We start from the raw sequence: 12,550 nt of genomic DNA, 5'->3' as shown, positions 1-12,550 counted from the left end.
ATGCTCTCGCCGCAACTCTTGGAACTGCTGCGGGTGTGGTGGCGCGAAGGCAGGCGTCGCGGGGTGATGCTTCCGCATGGCTGGCTGTTCCCGGGGCGCAGTTGCACCGATCCGATCTCGTCGCGGCAACTCCATCGCGCGGTTCAGGAAGCCGCCGAAGTCGCCGGCATCCGCAAGCGCGTCAGCCCGCATACGCTGCGGCACAGCTTCGCCACCCACCTGCTCGAGCAGGATGTCGACATCCGCGTCATCCAGGTGCTGCTCGGGCACAGCAAGCTCGAAACGACAGCGCTCTACACCAAGGTCTCGACCCGGACGATCCACGCGGTCGCAGGGCCGCTCGACCGGCTGATGGCCCTCATGGAAGGCAAGACGCCGTCCGGCTGAACCGGTGCGCGCCGACCTGGAGGTCGCCGATATCTTCCGTGCTGCCGGCCCCGGATACCGGGTCTCCCACGCCGGGCATCTGAGCCTGCAGCAGCTCAAGGTGTTGCAGCTCTGAGCTTCTGAAAGGTCCTGCACGAGGCGCGTCATGCCCACCGATAGCCAGTACATTTTCGAAAGTATCAAGCAGGGGTGCGTGATGCTTTCCGATGACGAGTTCGTCATAGACAGGTTGGTGAAGTATTTCGGCAATGGCAGGATCCGCTGGCACGTCGAATTCCGTGAGCATCGCATCGAGCTGTCGACCGGCCAGCTCAAGAAGCAGCCTGCCTTCCGCAGGAAGATACTCGAACAGGCTGGCGTGCTGCCGCCCCGGCGTGCCGGGGCCAGTTACAGGCGATGGGCACTCAATCTGAGGAAGAATGCCATCGAGCTTCCCTGGCGAGACAGGCCGGTCGACGCCGATTTCGCCATCGACAGGCTCACCAGCCACGGAGATGGGCGCTGGACGGTTGAATACCAGGGCAAGTCAATCAAGTTCACGTCAATCAAACTGCGCAGGCAAGTCAGTTTTCGCAAACGCATGCTGGCCAAGGCCAAGGTGCTGCCGCCCGAGTTGGCACCGTCCGCTTATCGAAAGTGGATGGACTGGCTCATTCACAACGCCTCCGAGGCTGCGCCGCTAGCCGGCGAGGCCTCGATGCCAGAGAAAAGCTGGCTTGACGATCTGCCAGAGCTAGCCGGCTGGTAAAATGAAGCACCGCCCCAAGCGACCAGCTAGCCTGAATATCTCAAAGTGAGGGGTGCATCGGACCCCGTCCTTGGATCTGATGACTCTTTGTTGCAAAAGCAGTTTCTCAGATTCTCGGGGCCGATGCACCCCTCACTTTGAGATATTCAGGCTAATACTTATCTTGGCGTACATATCTCGCTCGGTGCGGCGCACTTGCGCCTTGCACCGTCCGACTGGCATGTGCCATCCGGATTGCCGCTAGCTCACGCAGTCCGGGGCCTGGTCAGTCCAGAGCGGGATGCAGCTTCTTCGCTTCTTCGCTTCTTCGCTTCTTCGCTTCTTCAGGTTCGACATTGATTTTCGATTTTTCGATTGCCAGGGTATGTCGGGCGTTCCACGCACGACGAGTCGAACATCGGGATGCTTGCGCACCTCGATGGCAAATTTCGCCAGCAGGTTGATGCCGGAAGAGTTGAGAAAGTGAAGGTCCCTCAGAGAGGGGCGACATGGGACCGCGACGGAAAAACTGAAATATTGGACCGTTTTCACTCGAGCCCGATCCACACAAAGCCGTCCTGCTTTCGGCAGGGATATACGATCAGCTTTGCGCGGTTTTTCGAAATGTCACCCAAATATTCAAGGCCCGCCCTGGTACCATCGTGCTCCAACTTCGCCCACTCCCTGATTTCGCCGGTAAGCAGGTCGAAACAACTCTGATGCCAGCGGCAGACCAGGCCAAGATCTGCGGTGATCGTGCTCTCCATGTGTGGGAGCTTCAGCTTTTCGGCCTGAGCGGAACTTCGGCGCTCGTAGAGCGGCAGATGAAGATGCGGGCAGGCATTGTTGAAGGCGCAATAGCTATCGGATCCGCGAACGACGACGATGTCGTAATCTTCAAAATCGAGAATCCGGCGTTCGTGGGGCTGAAGCTCGTCTTCGGCGAAAGCGCGAATCCACCTCCTGCCGCCCTGACGGATGGTTTCGCGAGGCCGTCTGGCATTCAGCTCGGCGTCAATTTCGGGCTTCAGCCTGACGATTTCGAACAGGCTTGTGCGCTCGCCGGTACCGCGAAGGCGTACCCTGACGAAGTCGCCGATTTCCACCTTGTCGGCGATCTGGTCGCGGAGGGCCTCGGATATCAGCAATCGCGTACCGGCATCTTTATTGGCGGCCTCGACCCGGCTGGCCAGATTTACAATGTCGCCGATGGCCGTGAGACGTTTGTGTCCAGCAAAACCCAATGTGCCGATGACGGCTTCGCCATAGTTGAGGCCGATGCGAATATCGAAATCGATGCCATACATCGAGGCAAAGAACGGCTTCAGACGATCAACTGTGGCGAGGGTCTGAAGTGCGGCGTTCACGGCGCGGAGCGGAGCGTCGGGCTGGTCGTCGATGCCGAATATTGCCATGAGGCCATCGCCGATCAGTTTGTCGATGAAACCGCCATTCTGCTCGATGATGTCGCCGACCTGGGCGAAGTAACGATTGAGCAGATACATCACGTCGTAGGGGGAAAGCCGCTCCGACAGCGCTGTGAAATCTACAATGTCGCTGAAGAAGACCGCAACATGCCTTGCTTCGCCGCAACGCGTCGCGGCAGAAGCGCCAAGCTGGCTGGTGATCATCATGTCGGTTTCGTCTAGCACCAGGCGTCGGACGCGAAGCTCGCCTTCCGGTCTGAGCTGACAGGCCAGCCGAACCTCATCGGCCAATCTCAACCGGTTCGCCATCAGGGTTTCGTCCGGATTCCGGTCCGGGCAAGCCTCAATGCCGTCGAGAACCCAAACGCGGCATGTCGAGCATTTCGCCCTGCCGCCGCATGCGTGGGCAAATGGCACGCCCGATCTGAGAGCCGCCTCAAGCAAGGTCTCATCTGCGGCCACGTCGAAACCCACTCTGTCGGGTAAAGCGGTTACTTTGGTCATATCACCGAACACAGGTCCGTCGCGTTAACTGGCTTGCCAGTGTAGCACCAATCGGCTCAGGCAATAGAATCATGCAAAATTCGAGCACCGACGAAGCCGAAATGGTTTCGTTGCGGGGACCGGACCATAAGACCGCTTGCATCGGCAGCGACCGCTTGCTGAGCGGACAACGAGGATTCATCACGGCGCGGATCGTGTTGGTGTCCTCGCAGAGCAGAATCGGGCTTAGTCCAGATGCAACAACCACGCAGCAACGATGTACGCCCGCAATCAGCGCGGGAAGCGGATCATCTCGCTCTAATCGTCGAACTTCCGTCAATGGCGCGTCCCGCTGGTTCAAACACATGAGCCGGAGCAAGCCCGAAATGAGCATAACGACTGGCTGGGGTGGCAAGCGGAAGTCCAGCGTGAACGCGCGGAATAGTTGATTTGCGGACTTGAGCCGGCATTAGGTTGCGCAAGCTGTAGCGGCTGACCTTGGCGCGACCGAGACCAACGTCGGCGCTGACGCGCAGGGCCCGCTCTTGAAGCCAGTGGCCAGCGGGCTCTACGCCAACAATGGGCGCTTTCCAGAATGACTGGAACCGCACCATCGCTGACCAAACCTAAGCTTGGCCAGCGGAGCAATCACCTTTACGATTCGACCAGGATCACCAAGGACTCTGGAACCACTCCATCGAAGGCCATCGCATCCGCGGCTTCCTTGCTCTGCATAGCTTTCATCATGGCGTCCATGTCCGGAACGTCCATGAGAACGGCCACCCGAGTCGGATTTTGTGGATCTACAAATGTTCGTATGTTGGTCACGCCGAGCGGACCAAAAAGCTCTTTGCGCTTCGGCGAGTCGAGCCAGTGTTTTGTGCCCTTTGTGATGTTATGGTAGCCAATGACTGTCGGCATTGCATCCTCCCTATCGTAACGGCGAAGGCCCGGCATCAACCAAAAGTGCCAAGATCCATCCCGTCGAACGACGGAGCGCCGTTTCGGTTGGACTGTCAATTATTTCGTTAAAGGCGCGCGGAAGAACGATTCGGAGTGGGCGTTTCTTACGGACCGTTCGACCTCAATGAACCAGGATCGCGGTCACGCGGCTGTGGCTATTGACATGTGACAAGCGCAAACAGCCGGACAACAACAGCAAGGACTCGCGTGGCACATATCGGGATCCGGCGCTGGGGTCGGAAAGGGCAGTTGGGCGTAGGTGCCTGTCATGACCCGGCGGGCCAAGCTCGGGGTTATCGCTGAGGTGGAGGCCTCGGATGAGCGTTCTTACGAACGGGCGACCCAGCAACGTGACTGCCGACGAGATTGTTGAAGAGCTGATCCTACAAGCCCGTCGCGGTCAAATCATCTCCGTCAAAGAGACCATTACAGTGGTGCGCCGAGACGGGCCGCAAGTGGAAAGTGACTGCGCGCCGGTCGAGCTTATTGTAGAGATTGCCCAGCCTTTGGCCTGTTTGTCGCGTTCGACCTCCACGAATAGCGTCATGGCAACCCACTGGTTCAACCCCGAGAGGGCACTCTTTGCGCCAGCCAGTTATCCGATCCCGCTCAGAAATTTCTACCAACATTCCCGCCTTCCAAGGAACCAAGGAACAAATCTTCTCGGCAGGAGGTTCTATCCTCGACCATGGTTGAGGTCGACAGAAGGAAACAGAAGGCTATCGCCGACCTTGTGCGACGGTGGGGTCACATCAGATGGTCTCGGGCCGCTTCATTCCGCGGCCTCCAGCAAGCCGGCTTCTTCCTGCAAGCCGTGAAGAAAATCCGCGGCGCGCTGCGCGTGGCTGGCTGCGGTGAAGATCGCCCGCTTGTCGTTCTTAAGCACCTTCAGCCATGAGCCGATATAGGCGGCATGGTCGGGCCGGGTTTCGGGCGTCAGGTCGAGATCGGCGGACAGGAAGATCGAAGCAAGTTCAGCAACGAGTTCTTCCATCGCGTAGCCTTCGTCGCCCCAGCGCTTGCGGCCAAAATCCCGCTCCAGCCGCGAGGGGTGGCGCGTCCAGTGCGTGCACTCGTGCGCCAGCGCTGCGTAATAGCTTTCGGCATTGCGGAAGGTCTCGAACGGCGGCATCTGCACATGGTCGCTGCCCATGCTGTAATAGGCCTGATTGCCGCCGTGACGGATATCGGCGCGCAGCGCGGCGAAGAAAGTTTCCGCATGCTCGATGCGTGCTACCGGATCGAGGCGCTGTTCCGCCGGGGCATAGAATTGCGCCGGTAGGCCCTCGATCTGCTCGACATTAAAGACGGTGTAGCCCTTCATAAACGGGATATCCCGCTCCTGCTCCTCGCCGGTCGCTTCGTCCTTCTCTGTCCTGCGGATACGGTCGGCATAAACGACAAGATTGCCCCTCTCGCCCTTGTGGACATGCGCGCCCATCTCTTGCGCCTGTTTGAAGGTCATCCAGATCGGCGCGGCAAAGCCCTGCGCCATGGCTACCGACCAAAGCATGATGATGTTGATTCCCTGATAGGGCACGCCGTTATGACGTAAGGGCGGCGAAATCCGCCCGGCGGCGTGCTCCGCGTTCCAAGGCTTCAGCCATGGGCGCAGGCCCTGTTCCAGTTCGGCAACAATGCTCGCCGTCACCTTCTCATAAACATCTGCTTTCATTGGTTTTTCCTCCTAGTTTACGGTTGCGCAGCAGCTGCTGCTGCAACCGGACTAGGCCCCGCGCCAATGAGCGGGCGGAATGCGGTCAAGGCTGAAAATCAAAGGGTGGTGCGGCCCACAGCGGAGTGAGCACACGGCCTTTGATTTTCACGCGAATAGCGCCCGGCCTTGACGGCAGGGGGCGGCAGCCCCGGATCAAAAGAGAAAAGGTTGCACGGGCCGAAACGGCCCGTTCAGGTCACGGCCTGAAAGGGCGTGCTTGCGCGAGGGATGGAAGCCGGATGGCCGAAATCCCGGCGTAGCGTGGCGAAGCCGGAGTTCGGTTTACGAGAGCCCGGTCCTGCGTAGCTTCAGCGAAGCAGTACGCGCCCAGAATCCGGCGCCGTAATCGGGTTCGGTCGCTGTTCCGGTTTTTGCTGCGCCGCATGCGCCTTCCCTGAGGCCATGCGAGGTCACTGCGTACGGGAAAGCTGGCATTGGTGTAGCTGAGGAAGTGCGGCGCAATCGGTGGAAGTTTAAGATAACTGCCAAGGCATGAAAAGCATTGAAGGCACTCCCTGGCGGCTTGGCGGTCAGCTGCTCCTGGAACTTGGCGAAGTCGGCTACCTCCCAGTGCTCGGCGAGCTTTCCGTCGGCGATCCGATAGAATTGAAAAGCAGCGAAATCGACGCGATTGCCGGTCGCCTTGATCTCACCGAAGTCATTTTCACCTGGGTGCCGCTGACGCGATTCATGACCGCCACCCGATCGCCCTCGCCGATGATCTGCTCGATGGTCCAAGTGAAATCGGGAAAGCTGGACTTTAGGCCCTCGAGATAGCCGCGGATGACGTCGATGCCAGAGGATTGTTCATTCAGCTTGTCACCATAGTCCTGCGAAACAATGTCGGCGAGCTGGGTCAGATCACCGGAACATATCGAAATAGCGGCGGACGATGGCTTTATTGGCATCAGAATCGGACATGGGCTGCTGTACCCGGTTCCATTCGCTGGCAGGCTGCATCGTCGGCAGTGACCGTGCTGAGCCGCCTGTGACTCGAAGCGTCGAGTAGATGAACGAGCGCTGGCCACGCCGAGAGGCGGTCGCTTGGAGGGCGGTAGGTCTGGAAGGTTGGCTTTTGTCTCGCTGGCCGAGAGGGACTTCATGCACGAGCGCAGCAACGGTTCAGGTGGAAAGCGTTTGGTCGTTGCCAAGACCATCGGCGACTTCTGAAATAGCGAGCGGGCGTGCTGGTCCTTCAGGGGATAATTCCCCGAGGGCCCCGGCGTAGCTGAATCTGGCGGGTACCGCAGCATTTCTTGAACTTCATACCTGAACCGCAAGGACATTGATCATTGCCGCCGCGTTGCAGCCGGCCGACCAGGGGCAGCAGCGCTGCTGAAGGCAGGAGCGCTGCCGCAAGGGCAGCCAACTTGCCCGAGATTCCCGGTACGACGAGGCGACGACCGGATTTGAACCCTCGCCACGCCCGTTCGGCCACATACTCCGGATCCACCTTGGGCAAGATGTTGAAGAGCGCCGTCTGATTGGCGCCTGATCTTGCGAGAAACTCCGTCGACACCGGGCCTGGTGCAACGCATGTGACCGTCACACCGGTTCGGCGCAATTCCTGGTGAAGCGCCTCTGAGAAGAAGCGCACGAAAGCTTTGCTGGCGAAGTACAGAGCCATATAAGGCCCGGGAACGAACCCGGCCACGGAACTGAGATTGAGCACCCCGCCCCGTCGGCGCGCCACCATTCCCGGCAGAAAATGGAGGGTCAGTTCTGTGAGGGAATGTATGTTGAGATCGATGATGCCCAGTTGATCATCAATAGGCAGCGCCGTCGTCGCGCCCCGCAGGCCATAGCCGGCGCTGTTGACCAGGACATCACAGACCAGGCCGTGTGTGGACAGAAAGCCCTCCATGCGCGTCGGCGCATCGCCTGCCACGAGATCCAACTCGAGCGTGAATGCCTCGCCGCCCGCCTCCCTAACTTCAGACGCCGCGGCGGCCAAACCCTCGGGCGAGCGGGCAACCAGCACAACCGCACCGCGCTCCCTTGCCGCGACGCTCGCAATCGCCCGGCCAATTCCACCCGAGCCGCCAATCACGACGATAGCTGGCCGGTATTCACAGTGCGAAATCACGTCGCGTTCCTCTGTCTTGCAGGAGCGGAAACTCCTTGACCGAGCAGCATCACTTCAGTGGCGACAGTGCCGTTCAGGATCTTTTCGAATCTCTCCAGTGCTCGTGCGACGTTCGCTCCATCCATGACCCGGTGATCGTAGTGGATGCGGACATTCACCGATCCGTCTTTGCCGATCGGACCGTAGTTCAGAAGCGTGGTCAGTGGTGTCAGCGGGTTGAGTGATTCCGCACCGAGACCAGAATAGACCGACAGTTGGAAGGTACCGAAGTAATTTGCCCTTTGCCGGGCGATGTTCAACCCTAGCCACATAAGCAGCCACCTGACTGGCGCGGGCGCACCTGCCACCCGCAAGGCACGCCGAAACTCCGGGACCTCCAGGATCGGCCGTGATCGAGCCGCATGGATGGATCCCTCAAGTTCCGTGATGGAGTAGCGCTCCGGGCACTTGATGCAGCTCAGCAGAACGGCCGGCTCGCCATCATATTCGCGCTCGTGGGCAATCGAGGCTACGCTTGCCGGATACTCATAAAGCTGCGGCCAGGGCAACTTGACATAGGCGCGCCGCAGCTCCGGCATCTCTAGGGCAAGAAGCGCATATCCTTTCAGGAAGATCGCGGTCCAGGAGGGCCTGGTCTGTTGCGCCATTCTAGCCCTTACGAGTGGGCTGAGGTTCATCTGACGCTGCACCGCGACCCGTGGCACGCCGATCGAAAACCTCATCAGATCGCCAACAAGGCGCCGGGGCGCGGAAAGCTTGAGGGCTCGGCCTCGCATAAAACGTACCTCTAATAAAGATAAGGGACTATTCGCTTGGTCTTTTCCATATAGGCACGGTATTGCGGGCCGAAATTCTCCAGCATCATACGCTCTTCCTCGTCCACTCTCAGCAGGAAAAGGACTGCGAACCCAATCAAACCCGATATGCCCGCAATCCAGTTCGCCAGCAAAAAGACCTGGCCGAGGCCCATGAGCAGGAACGAGGTATACATCGGGTGGCGGACCAAAGCGTATGGTCCGGCGCAGATGAGTTCATGCCGTTCGCGAATCTCCAGCGTAATCGACCAGTTCCGGCCAAGTTCCTTATGGGATCTGCGAAAAACCCATAGCGCGGAGCAGAAGATGATTGTGCCGAGAGCCACGGCCCAAACGCTGGCCGGGTGGTCAGCCGCTGCGGGCATGCCGGTGACAACATAGAAGGCAGGCAGGATTGCGAGGCCAAACAGAGCAGATGCAAGCCCGACGATGTCGGAACGTGAGCGGTAGCCAGTTACAATTCGCACGCGCCTTGCCCGGCGCTCGAAGGGATACCGAATCACGTACCAAGCAACGATGCCGATCACCCAAATGACCTCGCCAAGTGAGGCTGCCGCAATGCTCACTTCAGGTCACCAGCGCCCTTTCTGCGATCGCGACTGTAGCAGCTGCCCCTGAGTATGGCCACTTCACCTATCGTCTCGATTTCGTCACCGGCCGACCTTCAGGCGCAGCGATCCTCTCCGAGTTAGCCCGCAGACGCGAAAGCCGGAGGGGCAGTACCGATCGCATTCGGTCCCATTCATCCCTCGAATCTTGGTTATGTATTCATCTCCCGAAGCTCGGTTATGAATTGTTGCGGCCGGAGCTGAATGGCGGGAGTCTTATATCCCATGGAATGAGCGATGTCCGCCACGAAGCCGTTGCAGTTCAAGACCGTCGCCTGCCAGACATGCGAGCTCGCCTGCAGCTTGCGGATGTAGGCAACGACTTTGTCGTATTCGGCCCGGGTCAATATGATTTGCCAGCTTGCGGATCTGTATGGTTCTTCCAGATCACCGTCGCTCCACCCGGTTTCGGCTGGCACCGGCACGATATGGCCCAGAACATAGGGAACCGCACTGTTCGAAGCCGGGTGAAGGCCCGCGACTTGGGGATCGATCATTCTCCCGGCCCGGTCCAGGCGCCCAAAAACTGCGTAGGTGTGGCCGTAGCTTAGGGCGTAGCGGGAGCGGAACTCGATGAAGTACCGCTCGTCGTTTTTTTGAGGCGCAGCTCCGCCATCGGCATAAGATACGAAATTCGGCTGGGGCGGCAGGTCTTTCGTCTGACATGCCGCTGCCGGGAGGGCCACCAACGCCACAAGCAAGAGACGGCTACTTAGAAGCGTCATCGCCGCGTCCATTCCCGAACTTCACAAAGCACAGACCTAATAACGGCCTATGCTCGCCAACCGCTATGAAGCCGGCCAAAGCCCCGGCTGCGTATGTATGGGGAAGGGCTTGGCACCCCTTCCCCATACAAGCCGGTCCTTACTTAATCACTGGTTGCTCTACCGGAGCGGGTGCCGGAGCCTTACCCTTTCCTTTGCCGATCCAGTCGTTCGCGCAGCCGCTCAGGCTGGCAACGGCGAGCACAGCAACCATTGCAATCAATATCCTGTTCATCAAGCAATCCTTTCCCCGGGGGCGGAATAGCCTATGGAATCGCCACAACTAAAACGATATGCAGCCCCACGAAGTTAGCTGCGATCTACACCAACGCCTAGTGCAGAAATGACACAGTTGGCACCCGGTTGCCGGCGGCACCTTTGCGGTGACGTGCTGGCAGGGTTCACCATCCAACGAAGATCAGGCCTGCCCACCATCAAACAACCACCACCGTCGTGCCCAAAGGAGTACGGTCGTAGAGGTCAATGACGTCGTCATTTATCATACGGATGCACCCGTTCGATACCGCTGTGCCTATCGTCCATGGCTCGTTTGTACCATGTATCCGGAAGTGGGTGTCGCGCCCGTCTCGATAGAGATAAAGGGCACGCGCACCAAGCGGGTTGTTTGGTCCGCCAGGGACCCCCCCTGCATACTGCACCAGGCGCGGCTTGCGCTGCATCATGCTGGCGGTGGGTGTCCACGACGGCCAGTCCGCCTTGCGGCCGACGGTCGCTGTACCCTTGAAGGAAAGTCCCTGCTCGCCGACGCCAACGCCGTAGCGCGTCGCCCACCCGTCAGACTCGACGGCATAGAGAAAACGGTGCGAAGTATCGACGACGATCGTTCCGGCCGGCTCGTTTCCGTCGTACCGCACATGCTGCCGTCGGTAACGAGGATTCAGGCCACGCCTTGGTCCGAACGCGGATGAAATCGACGTGCATCCGGAGATCATCAGAGCCAGACTACCCAGCACGAGCCCCCGGCGCGCAATGTGGTGTTCTTCCATTTGTACCTGCTAGGAAACTGGTCATCTACCGCCGCCCTCGTCTCTACCATTCCGAGGCCTGCGGGCCAAGTCTCGCTGTGTGGTGGCAAAAATGAATTCACAGGATTAAACAAGCGAATTGGAGCGAAACTTCTTGCGATGACCGTCTGCCTCTGTTCGGTTATGTCAGAAATGGCATAGGACAGAGCCGATGAAGCCTGACTTCCATGGTAAAGTCGCGATTGTGACCGGCGCAGGCTCCGGAATAGGTGCGGCTGTTTCACGGCAACTCGCGCAAGAAGGAGCCGAGATTGTTGTCGCCGACCTTGATGCCGAGGCCGCGCGCTGCACAGCCGCCGAAATAAGCTCGCAAGGAGGCAGGGCCTACGACTTTGCGGTAGATGTCACGGATGCGGCAGCAGTGGAAAAGCTGATCGAGTTCACTGTCCAGAAATGCGGCGGACTGGATATGGCGGTAAACAATGCAGGTATCGACGGCATTCGAAAAGCAACGGCAGACTATCCGCTCGACAACTGGCACAAACTGATAAACGTTAATCTCAATGGCGTTTTCTACAGCATGAAGTACGAAATCGCCGCGATGCTGGATCGAGGCGGAGGTGCCATCGTGAACATGTCCTCTGTTCTCGGTTCCGTCGGCTTGCCAACTGCGTCCGCTTACACGGCAGCGAAACACGGGGTCGTTGGATTAACCAAGGTTGCGGCGATTGAATATGCTAGGATGGGCATCCGGATCAATGTCGTCGGCCCCGGCTGGATCGAAACGCCTCTTTTATCGGAGCAAATGGAGGCATTAGCCAGCCGGCGCATGGCGGGTCTTCAGCCGATGGGCAGGCGCGGGAAACCGGAAGAGGTAGCGGCTCTTGTGTGCTTCCTGTTGTCCGACCAGGCCAGCTTTATCACTGGGAGCTACCATCTGGTGGACGGAGCTTACACCGCCCATTAGTGCAGTGGAGACCGGTAACTTCTCTGGGGTGAGCGCGGCCACGATTTGTTAGCGTCGACTGGGCCATCACCATCTCTTTGGTTTCGGAGGTAGTGATGGGAATGGAGTGGACGATTTCGATCGAAGGGACGAACGAATTCGGCGACATCTGTCGCCGAGAGGTCCGGATCGACAAAAGCGATGAGCGTCTGCGTGAAGGAGACCTGGGCCTGTCGATCGACGACGGCAAGAAGATCATGGCCACCCTGCAAACAGCGGTTGTGACCCAGGAGGCGGAAGCCTACACCCTGTTTCGACGGGTCTGTCCGGATTGCCACAATCTTCGGCAACCGACAGCAAGTTCCACGTGCGGCTGTCGGCGGCGTGATGCGGCATCCGTCCGCGGCAGGGTATGAAATCGCGCAAAATCGTAAAGTGGCGCACAGCACGCGATTCGAACCGCCAACAGGCGCAGGGACTCAATTTAGCAAGTGAATTCAGTAGCAGCACTGTATTGGCGGTATCCCTCTCCCGCTACCATCACTACCTTTGTCCAACCCGGAGACATGGGTAACAGATTGTACTTAAGACATGGGTGACAACCTCGTGCCGAACGGGTTGTCGATGGTCTGCAAGGTCCT

General features: G+C 59.0%; 15 protein-coding genes and 1 pseudogene. 4 read left to right on the top strand and 12 right to left on the bottom strand.

What is annotated here, in order from left to right; all coding sequences use genetic code 11:
* Both NKH49_RS33595 and NKH49_RS33590 read left to right on the top strand, forming a co-directional pair.
* Positions 1 to 387 (top strand): tyrosine-type recombinase/integrase (locus tag NKH49_RS33595; RefSeq protein WP_352929884.1); only part of this gene is annotated, 387 nt, incomplete at its 5' end.
* Between the two features lie 145 nt (positions 388 to 532).
* Entirely contained in the window at positions 533 to 1,135 is a 603-nt protein-coding gene (locus NKH49_RS33590) for a hypothetical protein (RefSeq protein WP_352767462.1), read from the top strand.
* A gap of 240 nt (positions 1,136 to 1,375) precedes the next feature.
* On the opposite strand, the pseudogene NKH49_RS33585 reads toward NKH49_RS33590, so the two are convergent.
* The 12 genes and pseudogenes from NKH49_RS33585 to NKH49_RS33530 form a co-directional block, all read right to left on the bottom strand.
* Positions 1,376 to 1,612, bottom strand: a pseudogene (locus tag NKH49_RS33585) (hypothetical protein); the annotation flags it as partial.
* A gap of 50 nt (positions 1,613 to 1,662) precedes the next feature.
* Positions 1,663 to 3,045 (bottom strand): adenylate/guanylate cyclase domain-containing protein, encoded by a 1,383-nt coding sequence (locus NKH49_RS33580; RefSeq protein WP_352539225.1) that lies wholly within the window; start codon positions 3,043 to 3,045, stop codon positions 1,663 to 1,665.
* A gap of 633 nt (positions 3,046 to 3,678) precedes the next feature.
* On the bottom strand, positions 3,679 to 3,945 hold the full coding sequence (locus NKH49_RS33575) for a hypothetical protein (protein WP_352875077.1): 267 nt from the start codon (positions 3,943 to 3,945) through the stop codon (positions 3,679 to 3,681).
* Positions 3,946 to 4,759: 814 nt separating this feature from the next.
* Positions 4,760 to 5,662 (bottom strand): ArdC family protein, encoded by a 903-nt coding sequence (locus NKH49_RS33570; RefSeq protein ID WP_352929881.1) that lies wholly within the window; start codon positions 5,660 to 5,662, stop codon positions 4,760 to 4,762.
* Positions 5,663 to 5,986: 324 nt separating this feature from the next.
* On the bottom strand, positions 5,987 to 6,352 hold the full coding sequence (locus NKH49_RS33565) for an ester cyclase (RefSeq protein WP_352539474.1): 366 nt from the start codon (positions 6,350 to 6,352) through the stop codon (positions 5,987 to 5,989).
* The gene (locus NKH49_RS33560) at positions 6,265 to 6,612 is read right to left on the bottom strand and encodes an ester cyclase (RefSeq protein WP_352539228.1); all 348 of its coding nucleotides are present in this window, start codon (positions 6,610 to 6,612) and stop codon (positions 6,265 to 6,267) included. The genes NKH49_RS33565 and NKH49_RS33560 overlap by 88 nt, the downstream gene beginning before the upstream one ends.
* Before the next feature lie 287 nt (positions 6,613 to 6,899).
* Complete coding sequence (locus NKH49_RS33555) at positions 6,900 to 7,787, bottom strand: SDR family NAD(P)-dependent oxidoreductase (RefSeq protein WP_502893803.1); 888 nt, start codon at positions 7,785 to 7,787, stop codon at positions 6,900 to 6,902.
* The gene (locus tag NKH49_RS33550; protein ID WP_352929879.1) at positions 7,787 to 8,566 is read right to left on the bottom strand and encodes a hypothetical protein; all 780 of its coding nucleotides are present in this window, start codon (positions 8,564 to 8,566) and stop codon (positions 7,787 to 7,789) included. Before NKH49_RS33550 ends, NKH49_RS33555 begins: the two co-directional genes overlap by 1 nt.
* 11 nt (positions 8,567 to 8,577) lie before the next feature.
* Positions 8,578 to 9,165: a protein-S-isoprenylcysteine O-methyltransferase gene (locus NKH49_RS33545; RefSeq protein WP_352503881.1), complete on the bottom strand. Its 588-nt coding sequence runs from the start codon at positions 9,163 to 9,165 to the stop codon at positions 8,578 to 8,580.
* Between the two features lie 200 nt (positions 9,166 to 9,365).
* Positions 9,366 to 9,938, bottom strand: a complete 573-nt coding sequence (locus NKH49_RS33540) for a hypothetical protein (RefSeq protein ID WP_352503882.1) — start codon at positions 9,936 to 9,938, stop codon at positions 9,366 to 9,368.
* 139 nt (positions 9,939 to 10,077) lie between these two features.
* Entirely contained in the window at positions 10,078 to 10,212 is a 135-nt protein-coding gene (locus NKH49_RS33535; RefSeq protein WP_352503875.1) for an ABC transporter, read from the bottom strand.
* A gap of 199 nt (positions 10,213 to 10,411) precedes the next feature.
* Positions 10,412 to 10,984, bottom strand: a complete 573-nt coding sequence (locus NKH49_RS33530; protein WP_352503876.1) for a L,D-transpeptidase — start codon at positions 10,982 to 10,984, stop codon at positions 10,412 to 10,414.
* Between the two features lie 190 nt (positions 10,985 to 11,174).
* On the opposite strand from NKH49_RS33530, the gene NKH49_RS33525 reads away from it, so the two are divergent.
* Entirely contained in the window at positions 11,175 to 11,930 is a 756-nt protein-coding gene (locus NKH49_RS33525; RefSeq protein WP_352503877.1) for an SDR family NAD(P)-dependent oxidoreductase, read from the top strand.
* A 95-nt stretch (positions 11,931 to 12,025) separates the two neighbouring features.
* On the top strand, positions 12,026 to 12,325 hold the full coding sequence (locus NKH49_RS33520) for a hypothetical protein (protein WP_352503878.1): 300 nt from the start codon (positions 12,026 to 12,028) through the stop codon (positions 12,323 to 12,325).
* Positions 12,326 to 12,550: the final 225 nt, after the last annotated feature.

The organism is Mesorhizobium sp. M1088, from assembly GCF_040318575.1.
Lineage (GTDB): Bacteria > Pseudomonadota > Alphaproteobacteria > Rhizobiales > Rhizobiaceae > Mesorhizobium.
This window is presented reverse-complemented; position numbering and strand designations above follow the sequence as displayed.